The organism is Tenacibaculum sp. MAR_2009_124, from assembly GCF_900105455.1.
GTDB lineage: Bacteria > Bacteroidota > Bacteroidia > Flavobacteriales > Flavobacteriaceae > Polaribacter.
The window spans coordinates 53722-71125 of record NZ_FNSF01000005.1; the positions used below are offsets into that span (position 1 = coordinate 53722).

Genomic DNA, 17404 nt, shown 5'->3' on the forward strand with positions numbered 1-17404 from the left:
TTTCCATGACGTTACCAAAAGATTCAGGCAAAAACTGTCATCTTCAATTTTAAGTTTAAATTTCATACAGAATTATCTTTTTCTGGGATACTTTTCTTTTTCCATTGATGAAAAAGAAACAAAAAATCTAGTCTTAATCAGCCTTCACTCAAAACTAATCATCCTCGAACCTAAATTAAAATAACTCGCTATCGCTCAAACAGATTTTAATTTTAACGGCTCTTGCGGTGTTATTCTTGGCTTGCCCGCTTATAACAGGATGCTTTTAGTAATCCTTTAAATATCAACAAAATTTACCTTTCAAAAATAATTCTTAGCTAAAATTATAAACCAAATAAGTAAGAAATAGATACAGCAAAATTACTGTTGCTTGATAAGTTTGATTCTCCTTCTAATGCCGAAGGAATGTTAAACACATACCCGAATTCTAAATCGAAATTGTTTAAAGAATATTGAAAAGGTATATATAGTTGTGTATTCACCAATCCGAAATCATTATTTTCTTCATAAACAGTAATCTCTCTATCTCTAAAAGTAAAAGTTCTCGCTAATTGAATAGTTTGCTGACCAACAGTTATTCTTAGTTCAGGTCTTAACTTAAATTGATTGTTTCCTTTTTCCAATAATTTAATTTCGCCATAGCTAGTTGACACAAATTGAATAGACCCTTCGCTTCCAAATAAATAAGACATTGTTATATCGGTACCTAAAGTTCTACTTTTATTTTCAATCTCTATTCCTGTGTTCACTGCATTTTTAAATGGGTTACTATCTGGATCACTGTAAAAATATCGATCATAAAAAGCAAACCATCTAAACTGATTGTTCTTTCCAAATCTATCTCCATACCCAACCGTAACAGACACGAAATCCCATTTTGGCTGAAATTTCTCGTAATACATACTGGATATATTCGCGAAAAAACCACTAGAATTTAAATAAGTAATTTGAGGGGTACTATTAAACTGATCTATTCCAATATCTCTTCCAGAAAAATAAGTATCGTTATTATAGTCAAAGGAAATAGCGATGAAATCGGATTTTAATCTAGCTAATTCAAGGAGATCATCTAAACCATCTTCGTTTAATAAACTATCAATGATTTCATTTTCATCTTCGGTAAAATTATCGTCTAATTCTTGAGCATATGAGTAAGATACAAGTATTAACAGTAAACACAAAAGGTATTTTGATCTCATATGAGGCATAAGCTTTTTAATTCTATTTCGAAATTTAAGAATAAAATAAAAACGTTTACTAGTTTGTTCGATTTTATTTTAAATATTGAACTCGTTTAAACTTTTTCTATTACCTAAAAAAAAAAGCTAATCCCATTTACAAATAAAACGTGGCTACCGAAGTAACCACGTTTTATATTATAAACTCACTTGATTTAATGAACTAATCTTGAGTCTCTCTAATTTCTAACTCTTTTATTTTTTGCTCGCCGAACATTTCGCCTTACATTCTTTTTAGCTCCACCTCTATTTTTAGATTGTCGTTTACGAATTAGCTCTTTTTGTTTTGGCGTTAACGTAGCTCTAAATTTAGTTTTTGCTTTTTTAACAATAGCTGTATTTCTTGTAATTATATTTTTTTGTGAGCTGGACAATGTTCTTTTCAAAGCCGTTTGCCTTTCCGCTTTAGAAAGAGTTTTATTCTTTAAAATAGTACGTTGTTCAGAAGTGAGCGAGGCTTTAAATGCTTCTCTATTATTTTTTATCAACTCTTTCTGAGTTTGAAGTAACTGTTGTTGCTTTTCAGAAAGGTTTAATCCTTCAATATTATCTTGAGAGTATACATTAAACACACTTATGAAAAGTGCTAGTATAAATATCCATAAACCTTTTATTCGTTTCATCTGTATCTCTATTCTTTTTATTCGTTTGTTATGACATTTAAAACAAACATCATACCTATTTGACCTTTCTTTTTCAAAAAAGTTTTAATCGCTGAATACTACCTTAGTATTTATTTGCTGCTTAAAACTCTCTAATCGGCCCCATGTACTTAGATGACAGTCTATTTATTCTGTAAACACCTCTTCAGTTAGTAATTCGTCATTTACAAATTCATCTAACAAATCATCCACTTCATCATCATCAACCATAACAGTTGCTATTAAAATATCTCTTTCTGGGGTTAAGATATCACCTTTAAAAGGGTTAAAAAAAGTGAAACCCAAAAGTAATGCAATTACTGCAACTGAAGACCAAAGATATACTCGCCTGGATAAATTAATAACTTTCCCTTTGGATTCATTAACCGTTTGATCCAAAATAGATTTTTTTGATTTAGCAAAATAATCTTTAGGAATCTCCAACCCTAAATCTTCTTTATGTTTTTTTTCTGAACTCACATCAAATGTTTTTCGATGTATAAAGTTATTGTTTTGTTCGTTCATAACAAACTATGCTTTAATTTTTTCTATATACGCAACTACTGTTATATTCTTTTCAATATATTTCACTACACTGTAATAATGAGTTTTAACCGTATTTTCACTCATTTTTAATAACTCAGCGATCTCCCTAAACTTTAGGCTATCGTAATATTTCATTTGAAAAACTCTCTTCTGTTTTTCAGGCAATTGCTGCAATACTTCTTGCAAACGCATTTGAGCTTCATCTCCATCAAAATATTCATCTCCTTTTAAACTATTTAAAAAATGATCATTCACATCTTGCAATGATGAAAAGCTTTTCTTTTTTTCTTTTTCCAAGAATCTTATGGATTCATTATATGCAATTCTGTACATCCAAGTATGTAATGAACTCTCTTGTTTAAAATTACTTAAACTTTTATACACTCTTATAAAAGTATTCTGTAATACATCATCTGCATTTTCATGAGTTCCTACTATTTTTCGAATATGCCAATACAAACGTTCTTGATATAAATCTAATAACTTTGTAAAAGCTTTTTCTCTATGTTTTTTACTTGTTAATTGTTGTATAAAAACAGCTTCATTCATACTGGTTACTTATAGGGGATTAAACATTCATACATTGCCAATAATTATCACAAACAACTAACAATCAACACTATCAACAACCCTCTTAATTTACAACTTTAATTCAATAATTAATGTAATACGATTTGTGATTAAATTAAACCCGCATTAAACCACCTTCAAAAACTCTATTCAATAATGCGGGTTAGTCACCAAAACTACTTATCTTCTTCGTCTATGTCTCAAGGTTATTTCTCTTGTGTTTCCATCGGCATCTGTAATTGTAGCAATATTATCACACGATCCATCTCCAAAATCTAAGGTATAATCATTTCCTCCTTTTGTTATTTCTACAATACCACTTACAATATACTTACAGGCATATTCTCTTCTTAACGGAGTTGTAATTGTTGCTTTAAAAAGCTCTCCATCTCTATTCACCGATTCCCAATACCCTGACATTAAGAATACATCATCTCCTCTATCATCCGTATCACTACCTTCAATCATTTCTTTCACTTTTTCTCCTTTTTTGGTAATAGTTTCCCCTGTAGATAAATTCACGGTAATATCAACTGCATACGATCTTTCAGGGTTACCATTTGGATTCTCTGTCATTTTTGAAACAGACACAGATCCTTCAATTCCGTTATCGTTCACAGAAAAACCCTCAAATTCAATCAGTTTTGAGAAAGTTCCATCTACACGCGTGTATTCAATAATAATTTTTCCTGCAAAAACTCGCCCTCTTCTTCCTTCACATCCGTCTCCAAAATCTAAGGTTACAATTTTCCCGTTTGCAGTTTCTTCAACAGTTCTTATTAAACAATCTGGATGATTACTTGGAGGTGTATGTCCTCTTCCAGCTACTTCTGTTACCACAGCATCATCTTCAATTACGTCTTCTACATCTGAAGAATAATCATCTGCCAAAACCACATTTTGAACTTCTTCCGTTGTTAAAGGGTCGTCTAGCACTAATTCTGAATCATTCGACCCACAAGAAGCCAATGTTAAAAAACCTAAAAACGAAAGGAAGTATACATTTCTTTTTACAAATCTTACAGTCATAATTTCTATTTTTTAAAAGTTAATCAGTCCTTTGACCTAAGAGTTCTAAAAAAGTTTTAAAAAAGTTTATTTTTTTGAAAAATGTTTTAATAAAGCCAACTATATGTTCAATATTTAAAACTACTTAATAGGATTAATAAAAACAAAGAGAGGCTTTTCATTTAGAAAGCCTCTCTTTGTTTTTTAATTAAGAATATTTCTTATTTCCTATAAAAACTCATGTCATCGACATACTTCCAAACGGCATTCGAAAGCATTGGCCTTACAGACTTCCCCTCTTTAACTCCATTTCTTATCATGGTAGATGATATCTCTACAATAGGAGCTTTTACTGGATGAATTTTTTGATGATTATCAAATTGTGTTTCGATAACACCTTCTGAAATTCTTGGATATACATACACATGGTAATCATCTAAAATAGCCTCATAATTTTTCCATTTATGAAAACTTTTTAGATTATCCTCTCCCATGATCAAGTTAAACGTCTTATCTGGATACTTTTCGGAAAGTTGTGTAAGTGTATTAATTGTATAATTAGGTTGAGGCAGTTTAAATTCAAAATCTGATGGCTTAATTTTATCGTATTCTTGAGTTGCCAAGTACACCATTTCTAATCGATGGTGATTGTCAAGCAAGGAACTCTTCTTCTTAAAAGGATTGTGAGGTGTTACCATCATCCATATTTCATCCAAGTCAGAATTTTCAACCATATGATTCGCTATAATCAAATGTCCCACATGAATAGGATTAAAGGTTCCAAAATATAACCCAATTTTCTTGTTCATTATTTACTTTCTTCTTTTTTAACTGACTTTAACCCCAAGAATTCATCCACTAAATCTTCAGCATCTTGAAGAGCCACTTCTAAATCGTAGTTCTTGATAATTTTATCAAATTCTGGAGCTTTACTAAATTCAATCGGAGCTTTCGCGACTCTAGCAGCTATTTTCTCTTTACTTTCCTCTCCTCTTTTCTTTAACCTTCTAATTAACTCGTTAATATCTGGAGGTTTTACAAATACCGCTAGTGTTTGTTCAGGAAACTTCTCTTTAACTCTCAATCCGCCAACTACATCAATATCAAAAATAACATGCTTTCCTTGAGCCCAAATTCGTTCAACCTCGGTTTTTAGAGTTCCGTAAAAATTATCTATATAAACTTCTTCCCACTCTAAAAACTCTTCATTTTTTATCTTATTCTTAAACTCTTTTGTAGAAATAAAATAATAATCTTCTCCATCTTCTTCATTACTTCTCGGCTCTCTTGAAGTTGCTGAAATTGAAAATTCAAGATTAAACCGTTCTTGAGCCAATAGATGACGAACAATTGTAGTTTTCCCCGAACCAGAAGGGGCTGAAAATACAAATAATTTACCCTGAAAATCTTTCGTCATTCTTTATAATATATTTAAAATTTGTTCTTTTATTTTTTCTAATTCGTCTTTCATTTGTATCACAACTTTCTGAACTGGTGCATAATTTGCTTTTGATCCTGTTGTATTCACCTCTCTTCCTATTTCCTGAACAATAAATCCTAATTTTTTACCATTAGAATCTGGTGTTGCTAATTGCTCTAGGAAGTAATCCAAGTGATTCGCTAAACGAACTTTTTCCTCATTAATATCTAACTTCTCTAAATAATAAATAAGTTCTTGCTCAAACCTATTTTCATCTACTTCTGCTTGAAGTTCAGACAACGCTTTTTTCAAACGAGCTTTTACATACTCAATTCTCTCGGTGTCAAGCTTCTCTACTTCAACTAAACCTTGTTTGATATTTGCTATTCTTTGCTTAAAATCTTCTTCTAAAGACTTTGCTTCATCTATTCTATATTGAACAATTTCCTTTACAGCACTATCAATACCAGCTTCAATTTGCTTCCACTCATTTTCATCTAATTCCTCTCTTTCTGTTTTTAAAGCATCTGGCATTTTTATTGCCATATGAAGTAATTCAAGATCATCACTTGTTCCGGACTGAACAATATTCCTTAACTGATCCATGTACTCATTAACAACTCCTTTATTTACTTTGGTTGAAGTTTCGTCAGCTGTTATTTCCACAAAAATTGAAAAATCTATTTTCCCTCTTACTAAACTACTTGCTAAACCTTTTCTTACTTTAAGTTCTTTCTCTTTATAGTAAGAAGGCATACGCGCGTTTAAGTCTAATGTCTTACTATTCAGTGATTTTATTTCTATTGTCACTTTTTTTGTAGGTAATTGTAAAATAGATTTACCATACCCAGTCATTGAATGGATCATAATTTCAATTTTATTGGGTGCAAAGATACACTTATTTATCAGTTGTTACCTTCGCCCGCTTGGTAACTAAATATACTCCTATGAATATAAGTGCTGTTGCCAAAATTTTAATGACATTTAACACATCACTCCCTACAAATAGGGCGTATATAGTTGCGATAACTGGTTGCATATAAATAAACACGCTAACTGTTGTTGGTTTTAATCTTGACAAAGCAAATAAGTTGAATAAATATGTTATACAAGTTGTGAATATTACAACAAAACCAATTTTCAAATATATGTTTGTAGGCACTATTTGCCATGATACTTCAGATAACTCTTCCCATCCGAAAGGTAAAACCATAAGAAACCCAAAGAGGTATAGCCATTTTACAAAAACAATAGGATTATATTTCTGAATAACATCTCGTACAATTACTAAATACATTCCATAGGAAGCAGCGTTTACAAACACAAGAAGATTGCCTATCATAATATTTCTAGCATCTCCTCCCCCTGAATTTCCATAAAGAATTAATATTATCGCCCCGACCAAACCTATTACTACTCCAGCAATTTTCCTGAGAAATAACTTTTCTTTTAGAATTATACTCGCAAAAATCATAACAAGTATTGGCGTAGTTACCATCATTACAGAAGCACTAATTGGCGTAGTATAACTTAATCCTTTAAAAAAGGTTAACATATTTAAAGCAATTCCGAAGAAAGAAGCCATTATAATTCGTTTAAAATCCTTTTTTTCGATTGATTCTTTTTTAATAAAAAGACCAAGTATCCAAAAAACGGTAACGGCTCCACCCACTCTTAAAAGTATAAACCCATAAGGTTTAATATAAGTAGGCATTACTTCTTTTGCTACAGTGAATGTAATTCCATAAATAATAGTAGCGATTGATGTCGCAATTAATGCTAATATTCTTGAATTCATTATTTACTTTAATTAAGGTTGCAAAGATGAGGAAATATTAATCATCACTTTTCAAATTCTCATAAAAAAAGATTTCAATTATTCGTTTGAAACTTAAGCCCAACTGTCATAAAGTTCAGTTAAAAATTAGTTAAATAAGCGAGAGTTAAAAAAGGTTAAAAACTGTAAAACAACCCATTAACTTGGGCTTAACGAATCCTTAATTTGCATTCTGTCTTTTTATATTTTAAAGATTTGTAAATTTGCTAAGCAATCAATTTTTAAGCTATTTAAATGGCAAAAACAGATTGTAAATAAGAAAACAAATCAACCAAACCAAATAAGAGTTTTTTGAAAAAATGAATGATCTAAAAGAGAATAATTTTATTTTCTTTTTCTTGTTTTTTTAATTACTCTTAAACATGTTAACCAAACTTAACTAAAATGCAAGGGAAAATAACAATGAGCCTAATCCAAGGAGGGGGATATATAGGATTATTAGTTACCAACAAACTCCAAACGCAGGAAAAACTCACTCGTAAAATCTGCAATTCAAGCTAAATAATAAGCAATCTGACTTAATTCAGGTTACTACTATTTCATTCAACATACTTTAATCTTTTACCTTAAACCTAAGGTATAGGGCTCCTGTTCTGTTATATGAACTTTTAAGAGGAAGTTTTTACATCCTCCTGAAAGCCTATACCTTTTATTATTACTCTATTAATAATGGAAATTCAACCAAAAATCAACCTGCATCTAGCACAGCAAGATGTATTTTATTCACAATTATTAAACCCAGATAGTTCTTTATACAATATCGGAGGTTATGTAATTTTTAAAGGCGATTTCAAGACAAACTATTTTAAATCTGCTTTACAAAAAGTACCGTCAGTATTTGACATTTTCAATCTAGAATTCGATTTTTCAAATAGTATTCCTAATTTTTCCCCTAAACAATCTATTACTAAAATTGATCTTGAAGAATTTGATTTTTCTAATGAATTAACACCTCAAGATTCCGCTAAAGAATGGATGCAATCAGAGTTCAACAAACCTTTTGACATATATGGAAATAAACTATTTCAAAACGTCCTTATAAAAATTAGTGAGGACGAATTTTGGTGGTTCATGCGCTATCATCACTTAATTACTGATGGCTACGGTTGTTCTATCAAAGTCAACTATGTTATTGATGAATACGAATTACTAGTAAATAATAAGCCTTCCGAAAACACTGAATTTCCAAAATATTTTGACATAGCGCAAAAAAACAACGAATATCTTAACTCTAAGCAATACGAGAGAGATGCCGAATATTGGAAGGAAAAATTTACCACTATTCCCAAATCAGTATTTCAAAAAAAATTCGAGAATCGAACTCTAAATGCAGGAAGGTACTCCATCTCAATTTCCGATTCAGATAGGAACATCATTAATGCACTTACTGCAAAAACATCTGCCAATTTAGCGCAATTTAGCATTGCCGCACTTTCAATATATTTTGGAAAAACTCTTAATCAAAAAGACTTTACCATTGGTGTGCCTACGCATAACCGCGGTAGTAGAGTAGAAAGAAAAACTCTTGGTATGTTTTCTAGCATTCTTCCTTACAAAGGTCACTATGATGACAGGCAAACTTTAGCTGAGCTTTTGACCAACATAAAACAAGAGCAAAGAAAGGATTATCGTCATAGATTATATCCAACATCTCATATAAACAGGTCACTAAACCTTTTATCTGAAGACAAACTACAACTTTTTGATATTACCGTAAACTACGAGTTTTTCAAACTCTCAAGAACTATCAATGATAGTTTAAAGTCATTTTCTAAAAATGTAACGTGTACCGAAGAAGTCTCGAGCCCGATTTCATTCAGATGGTCGGACTACGGTTCGGAAGTTCCTTTAATATTAAATATCGACTATAAAAAGGAATATTTCGAGCAACAGGAAATAGAACTGATAGCTGAACGTTTTTTATATATTATTCGACAGTTTAATATTTCTCTTGATGCACCTGTAAAGAACATTTCTGTTATTCCTGAAAATGAGTTACAGCAATTACTTCATAAGTTTAATGATTCAACATATGAGCTTCCCACAAACAAAACTATCCTGGATTTCTTTGAAGAACAAGCATTTGCAACACCTGATAATATTGCTCTAATTCATAATGATAGACAACTTACTTATGAAGAGCTAAACAATCGAGCAAATCAACTTGCTAATTTCCTCAAGTACAAAGGAGTTCAATCAAATGATATTATTGGGCTGCTCTCTGAGAAAACCTTTGAAATGCTAATTGGTGTTTTAGGAATTTTAAAAGCCAACGCTGCTTATGTTCCTATATCGCCTGACTACCCAAAACAGAGAATCGATTTTATTATTGAGAATACTCAAATTGATATTTTACTTCACACTTCTGATACTTTTCTCAAAAAAGAAGAGCTACTAACAGTCAATTTAAAAAAAGATTGGAACGAAATTTCTACTTTTTCAAGAACCAATATTGAAAGAATTGAAAACACTGATAGTTTAGCTTATGTAATTTATACCTCAGGTACTACAGGAACTCCAAAAGGGGTTATGGTACAGCATAACTCGCTTAGTAATTATATACAATATCAATCACAACTTTTTAATTTCAGCTCAAATGAACATGTTCTTCAATTCTCGAACTTTATTTTTGATGCTTCTATTGAGCAGTTTTTCTTAGCTCTAACGAATGGCGCAACCCTTGTATTGCCATCAAAAAATGATATTCTTGATACAGAGAAGTTGCATATACTTATAAAAGACAAAAATGTAACTCATCTTCATGCTACTCCAAGTTACTTACAACAATTAAATAACTTGGACGAATGCCTTGAACTGAAAAGAGTTATTTCTGGTGGAGAAGTTTGTTCCTTAAGCCTAGCAAAGAGAATACCAGCCAATATAGATTTCTATAACAAATATGGACCTACAGAAGCAACGATATCGGTTACCGAACACAAATTTGATCCAAAATTAGATAAGGCACCTGTGCTTCCAATTGGACGTCCGATTGCGCATATGGAAGTCTATATTTTAAATAGTAAAAATGAAGTTTGTCCAATTGGTGTTCCTGGTGAACTATGCATTTCTGGAATCGGGCTCTCATCAGGATACTTGAATAATGAAGAACTTACCAAGCAGAAATTCACCCAGCACCCACTGAAAAAAGATACACCCATTTATAAAACCGGAGACATCGCTAGTTGGCTTCCTGATGGAACTATTGAGTTCATAAGTCGAATGGATGATCAGGTAAAAATTAGGGGACACCGAATTGAGTTAGGAGAAATTGAGAGTTCTTTATTTAAATTACAACAGGTTAAAAACTGTGCCGTACTCGCTCAAAAAGACAATCAAAAAAACGATACGCTAGTAGGTTATCTTGTACTAGAAGCATCTACCTCGATTGAAAGCGTAAAAAATGATTTAAAAGAGTCCCTACCAGAATATATGATTCCTGCCATTTGGGTTGAGTTGGATACAATTCCTTTAACTCCTAATGGAAAACTGGATAAAAAGGCATTACCTCAGCCCAAAATAAATAAAATTCCAGAAGACAACTATGTAGCTCCAAATACTCCTTTAGAAATTGAGTTAGCTACCATTTGGCAAGAACTTTTAGGAATATCAAAAATTGGAATTAGGGATAACTTCTTTAAACTAGGAGGCCATAGTATTTTAGTTATTCAACTTATTTCTAAGTTACGAGCAAAAGGCTATAGCATCGCTGTTAATGAAATTTTCGATTTCCCAACCATAGAAAGGATTTGCCAAAGGCTTCAAAAAATAACCCATCAGTTTCAAGCTTCATCAAACCAAATTACCAACGAGAGCAAAAAGATTACTCCAGAAATGATTCCTTTAGCGGAATTAAATCAAAAAGATATTGATATTATTACTGATACGATTCCTAATGGAGTTGAAAATATTCAAGACATCTATTCATTATCTCCATTACAAGAAGGAATTCATTACCATCATTTATTAAGCTCTGAAAAAGAAGGAGATCCTTATATTTTCTCTTGCTTATTTGGTTTTGATTCAGAAGGTGATCGTCAAAAGTTCACAAGCGCTCTTCAAAAGGTAATCGAAAGACATGATGTATTAAGAACATGCTTCATTAGTAAAGGTATTTCTCAACCCGTACAAATAGTACAAAAAGAAGTATCCTTACCAATAACAACATTGACGTTGGATGATTCTAAAGAGACTCTTTCTCAACTAAAATCAATTATTGAACCTGGAAACCAATGGATGGATATTTCTAAAGGCTCACTCATCAACCTTCAATATGCAGATGATAATAATAAATTCTATTTAATTTTTAACGAACATCATTTGATCTCAGATCATGTGGGACTAAGCAAATTAATTCAAGAAATTGATATTATATTATCCGATAAACAAGAAAAACTTGATTCTCCAAAACTTTACAGAGAGTTCATTGGTCAAGTTAGACATCTAAGAGAAAACAATAACGCCGAAACATTCTTTAGTGAATTATTCTCAGAAATATCAGAACCAAGTTATCCGTTTAATCTATCAAACACTTCTACTTCAGCAAGTAGAATTAAGGAAGGGGATTTAGAATTATCTAAGGAATTCAGTTCTGAAATAAAAACAAAATGTAAGAACTTAGGAATTAGTCCTGCCTCTTTTTTCCATGCAGCTTTTGGTCTTATTGTTGGACAATGTAGCAATACTGATTATGCTTTGTTTGGATCTTTATTTTCTGGAAGGCTTCAAACCACTTCAGAAGTATCAGAATCTTTAGGTTTATTTATAAACACGTTGCCAGTATTAATTCCACTAAAAGGAAATGTAAAAGAATACTTAGAGCAAGTGCATAGCCATTTAAATAGTTTAATTCCTTACGAACAAACGGCTATTTCTGAAATTCACAACTGGACTTCTATTCCAAATAACACTCCACTTTTGAGTGCTGTATTAAACTTCAGACATTCTTCTGCAGACTTATCTGTTAACAAAACAATTACTCTAGGCCATACGGAAGTAACTATTGTTGATGCAGTTGAACGCAGTAACTATCCATTTTCGCTAAATGTTGATGACTATGGTGATACTTTTAAATTGAATGCTCAACTAGATCAAAGCATCGCTCCAGAGAGGCTGCTTAACTATATGGAAATTGTTCTAAACCAACTTTTAACTGATTTAAATAAAGAACAAAAAAGCATTTCTGAAATCAACATTTTACCAAATCACGAACAACAGCTTTTAGTACATAATTTTAATGATACAAACACTAGTTACCCTGATCATAAAACTATCATCGATCTTTTTATAGAGCAAGTAAATAAAGCTCCTCATTTAACTGCCATCGCTCATAATGATTCTACATTCACCTATCAAGAACTTGATGAAAAATCGAATCAATTTGCTAATTATTTACTTTCAAATGGCAACCTAAAGATAGAAGAATCCGTAGCTGTTATTCTGGAGAGGTCTCCTTGGTTAATTGTTGCTTTCTTAGGAATACTTAAAGCCGGGGGAACCTATGTTCCTATAGATCCAAAATTCCCATTAGAACGAAAACATTATATTATTGAAGACAGTAATTCTAATACTATAATAGACCAAAGCTTTATTGAAAAGTTTCAAAAGGAATGTTCTAACATCTCAAATGATTTACCTCAGCGACCTATAACTTCTAATAACTTGGTATATATCATATATACATCAGGGAGTACAGGAAAACCTAAAGGAGTATTGATTGAGCACAAAGCGATTATGAATACCATTTTTGCTCAAATCGATGGTTTCTTTATTCATAAAAACTCTAAATGCTTACAGTTTGCTAGCCCATCATTTGACGCTTCAATTAGTGAAATTCTTACATCTTTACTATCAGAAAGCACCTTGTATATCATTGACGACAAACAAAAATCTGATGTTAATTACTTTACCAATTTTATTGTTGATAACGGTATTACCATAGCAACCATACCACCTGCTTTTCTGCAACTTTTATCTATTGAAAAGCTAGCAGGAATTAAGACCATTGTTTCTGCCGGTGAAGCCATCTCACTTGATCTAGCAAAAGGAGTAGCAAAACATTGCAATTTTATTAATGCGTATGGTCCCACAGAAACAAGTATCTGTACCTCCCTCTTTAATGAAGAGTTAACCTCTCTTGTTTCTATTGGAAAACCGATCAATAACACCCAAGTTTATATTTTGAATCAGAATAATTCTCTTTTACCAATGGGTGCTACCGGTGAGCTATGTGTTGGTGGTACAGGATTAACTAGAGGTTATCTTAATAGAGAAGAACTAACTGCAAAAAAATTCATACAAAATCCTTTCAGCAAAAGCTCTAATGAAAGAATCTACAAAACAGGTGATTTAGCCAGATGGCTGCCTGATGGATCTTTAGAATTTGCTGGAAGAGTTGACGATCAGGTTAAAATAAGAGGCTATCGAATTGAACTCGGTGAAATAGAAAACGTTCTTTATTCGATTAAGGGTGTTGTACAACACTCAGTAATTACTCATAAAGATAAAAATAACATCCATAGTTTGGTTGCCTATGTGGTACTCAATGATGAATTAACCAAGGAAACTGTTCAAGAGAAGTTAAAGAAAAAACTTCCAGAATATATGATTCCTTCAATTTGGATTGAATTGAAAACAATGCCAATTACTTCTAATGGAAAAGTGAACAAAAAAGCGCTTCCAATACCTGAAGAAGTACTTGTTTCTTCTTCGACTTATAAAGCTGCAAGAAACGAATTCGAAACAAAATTGGTTTCAATTTGGCAAGAGCTTTTATCAATTGATAAAATTGGAATTCATGATAATTTCTTCGAATTAGGCGGACACTCTCTTTTAGCGACAAGACTTGTTTCTCAAATTCGTACAAAATTAGATCTGGAACTTACTATTAAGGAAGTTTTCGAACATAGAACAATTGCAGAAATTTCAACACTTATAAATAACAATGATAATAATAGAAATGCACTTCCTACAATAACACGAGAACATAAAGAATTCATTCCTTTATCATTTAGCCAAGAACGACTATGGTTTTTGGATCAATTGCAAGGTTCTACAGAATACCATATGCCATTTGTTATTAATTTGGAAGGAGACTTAGATACCGAAGTACTTGAAAAATCATTTCAATTAATTATCGAACGACATCAAACACTTCGAACTTTATTAATCAGTGAGAACGGTAGCGAATATCAAAAAGTCATTTCTGAAATAAATTGGAAGTTACAAGAAACTTATTACCCTAATCAAAGAGAACTTAAGAATGAAATATTTAACTTTTTAACAAGTCCGTTTAATTTATCTGAAGACTATAAAATCAGAGTCAATGTTTATAAAACTGATGAAAGAAAGTATGTTCTAGCCTGTCTTATTCACCATATTGCAAGTGATGGATGGTCTCAAGCTATCTTTATAAATGAATTGAATGAAATTTATAATTCTTATAGTAATAACGATACTCCTTCATTAGCTAATTTAGATATTCAATACTCTGATTATGCAATTTGGCAACGTAAACATTTAGAAGGTAAAATAATTGATGATCAACTCAACTATTGGAAAGAAAAATTAAACGATGTACCTAAATTAAAACTCCCTGTTGATTTTACAAGTAATGTAGCACAGAATAACGATGCTGGTCTTGCTTCATTGATCATCGACAAAAAACTCACATTAGCTTTAAATAAAGTATGTAAAGAAGAGGATGTGACTTTGTTTATGTTCCTTTTAACTGGTTTTAAAGTTTTATTGAGTCGATATAGTAATCAAGAGGATATTTGTGTTGGAACTCCAATTGCCAACCGTACACAATCGGAACTGGAAAACATCATAGGATTTTTCACAAACACATTAGCACTAAGAAGTGATTTAAGCGGGAATCCTACCTTTAAAGAAGCTTTGGGAACAGTTAAAAAAACCACTTTAGAGGCTTATGACCACCAAATAGCACCTTTTGAAAGAGTCGTTAAAACAATAACTTCAAATAGAGATCTGAACAGTACTCCCTTATTTCAAGTGATGTTTGCTCTTCAAAATACGTTTGATGACAACCAGAAGCTTCAACTCGATAATATCCACGCATCTAAATATGATTTTGATCGTTCGTTAGCTAAATTTGATCTTTCGCTCGATGCTCTCGAAAGTAATGGAGTCATTAATTTATCAATGACCTATCGTAAAAACACTTTTACTAAAGACACGGTTAATCAACTTCTAAAACACTATAAAATCCTATTAGAGCAATTTGTGGAAAATAGAATTCAAAACATTCATTCGGTTTCCTTATTAGATACTAATGAGGAACAAAAACTACTGATTGATTTCCAGAATACAAATCATGCGTATCCAAAAAATGAAACGTTAGCAACCTTGTTTACAAAGCAAGTCATTAATACACCTCATCATATTGCCATAAGTCAAAATGAAAGGGAACTTACCTACAAGGAACTTGACAAAAAGTCGAATCAACTTGGACATTTCTTATTAAAGAAAGGAGTTAGAAAAGGAGATATTATTGGTTTATGCATGGACAGAAGTCCAGAGTTAATCATTGGTATTCTAGGAATCTTAAAAGCAGGGGCAGCATATGTTCCTATTGATTCAGATTATCCAGAAAAACGTACTGAACATATTATAAACGATACCTCGATTGAAATTCTGATAAGTGATCAACATAGTTCTATTGAAGCTGAGAACCGAGAAGATATTTTCGTTTTGAAATTAGATAAAGATTGGAGTTCTATTGAAACCTTATCAAAGGAAACACCTATGATAACGTCAAACTCAAGCGACCTTTCTTATATAATTTACACTTCTGGAAGTACTGGACTTCCGAAAGGTGTGATGATTGAAAACCAATCGGTGGTAAACCTTATTTCTTATCAATCAAAAAAATTCAATATCACAGATTCAGAAAGGATTTTACTCTTTTCTAACTATGTTTTTGATGCCTCTGTAGAACAGTTATTTATGACACTGCTTAATGGCGCAAGACTTGTTATTCTTTCGAAAGACGATTTGTTAAACCCTGATAATGTAATTCAGCTTGTAAACAATCAGAAGATAACTCATATTCATGCCACACCTAGTTACCTTTCTCAACTTGAAGGCATAGAAAATTGCGAAAGTATTAGACGAATTGTTTCTGGAGGGGAAAAATGTTCTTTTGAATTAGCAAAAAAACTATCCAAGAAAAAAGATTTTTATAACGAATACGGCCCTACGGAGACTACAGTTACGGCAACTGAGCTTTTATTTGATTCAGAAAGTAATAAAAACGAAGTAGTTTCCATCGGTAAACCTATTGGTAATACGCAAGCCTATATTTTAAACTCAGAAAATAAACTACAACCTATTGGTGTTTATGGCGAATTATGTCTTGCAGGAGATGGTTTAGCTCGTGGTTATTTAAACCAACCAGAATTAACTTCCGAAAAGTTCATAGAACATCCTTTTAATCAAGGTGAAAGAATCTATAAAACTGGTGATATTGTGAGGTGGCTACCAGACGGAACTTTGGACTTCTTAGAAAGAAATGACGGCCAAGTTAAAATTAGAGGATATAGAATTGAGCTTGGAGAAATTGAAAATACACTGCTCAAAATTGAGGAGGTTCGCAATGGTTGCATTTCGGCTAAAAAAGATAAAAACAACCAAGATTACCTAGTTGGTTACATTGTTTTTGAATCGGCTCCTATTAATAAAAATGTAATTATCAAAGAGCTTAAAAAAAACCTACCTGAGTATATGATTCCTAAGGTTTGGGTAGAAATTGATGCACTGCCATTAACTGTTAATGGAAAACTAGATAAAAAAGCCTTGCCTGAAATAGACTCTGTATTAACCAAGAAAAAAGAACTCATAACCCCAAGGAGTGCTACTGAGAAAAAACTCTTCAACATATGGCAACAACTACTAAATCTAGAAAAGTTTAGTATTGATGACAACTTCTTCGAACTTGGCGGCCATAGCTTACTTGCTACCAGATTAGTATCTGTTATAAAACTAGAATTAGGTGTAAACATTTCTATTCGAGAAATATTTGAAAATGCCACCATAGAAGGACTCGGTATTCTAATCGATTTATTTACAACTAACGAAAAAGAAGACGAAGATGAAGAAGATTTTAACCAAATTATAGAAATTTAAG

10 protein-coding genes are annotated in these 17404 nt (G+C 31.9%); 1 reads left to right on the forward strand and 9 read right to left on the reverse strand.

Annotated features, from left to right (window positions below; all coding sequences use genetic code 11):
* Positions 1-323: 323 nt before the first annotated feature.
* From BLW23_RS11210 to BLW23_RS11250, 9 genes are all read right to left on the reverse strand, one after another.
* Positions 324-1199: a hypothetical protein gene (locus BLW23_RS11210; protein WP_143032155.1), complete on the reverse strand. Its 876-nt coding sequence runs from the start codon at positions 1197-1199 to the stop codon at positions 324-326.
* Between the two features lie 218 nt (positions 1200-1417).
* Positions 1418-1861, reverse strand: coding sequence for a hypothetical protein (locus BLW23_RS11215; protein ID WP_143032156.1), 444 nt, complete (start codon positions 1859-1861; stop codon positions 1418-1420).
* Positions 1862-2026: 165 nt separating this feature from the next.
* Positions 2027-2404: a hypothetical protein gene (locus tag BLW23_RS11220; protein ID WP_093669870.1), complete on the reverse strand. Its 378-nt coding sequence runs from the start codon at positions 2402-2404 to the stop codon at positions 2027-2029.
* Between the two features lie 6 nt (positions 2405-2410).
* The gene (locus tag BLW23_RS11225) at positions 2411-2974 is read right to left on the reverse strand and encodes an RNA polymerase sigma factor (protein ID WP_093669872.1); all 564 of its coding nucleotides are present in this window, start codon (positions 2972-2974) and stop codon (positions 2411-2413) included.
* 201 nt (positions 2975-3175) lie between these two features.
* Positions 3176-4024 carry a hypothetical protein gene (locus BLW23_RS11230; protein ID WP_093669874.1) on the reverse strand — a complete coding sequence of 283 codons (849 nt, stop codon included), beginning with the start codon at positions 4022-4024 and terminating at the stop codon, positions 3176-3178.
* Positions 4025-4224: 200 nt separating this feature from the next.
* Positions 4225-4812 (reverse strand): nicotinate (nicotinamide) nucleotide adenylyltransferase, encoded by a 588-nt coding sequence (gene nadD, locus BLW23_RS11235; protein ID WP_093669876.1) that lies wholly within the window; start codon positions 4810-4812, stop codon positions 4225-4227.
* Positions 4812-5420 (reverse strand): guanylate kinase, encoded by a 609-nt coding sequence (gene gmk, locus BLW23_RS11240; RefSeq protein ID WP_093669878.1) that lies wholly within the window; start codon positions 5418-5420, stop codon positions 4812-4814. Before gmk ends, nadD begins: the two co-directional genes overlap by 1 nt.
* A gap of 3 nt (positions 5421-5423) precedes the next feature.
* On the reverse strand, positions 5424-6290 hold the full coding sequence (locus BLW23_RS11245; protein WP_255362783.1) for a YicC/YloC family endoribonuclease: 867 nt from the start codon (positions 6288-6290) through the stop codon (positions 5424-5426).
* Between the two features lie 31 nt (positions 6291-6321).
* Positions 6322-7221, reverse strand: a complete 900-nt coding sequence (locus BLW23_RS11250; RefSeq protein WP_093669882.1) for a DMT family transporter — start codon at positions 7219-7221, stop codon at positions 6322-6324.
* A gap of 708 nt (positions 7222-7929) precedes the next feature.
* Between BLW23_RS11250 and BLW23_RS11255 the strand changes: the two genes are divergently transcribed.
* Entirely contained in the window at positions 7930-17403 is a 9474-nt protein-coding gene (locus tag BLW23_RS11255; protein WP_093669884.1) for a non-ribosomal peptide synthetase, read from the forward strand.
* Position 17404: the final 1 nt, after the last annotated feature.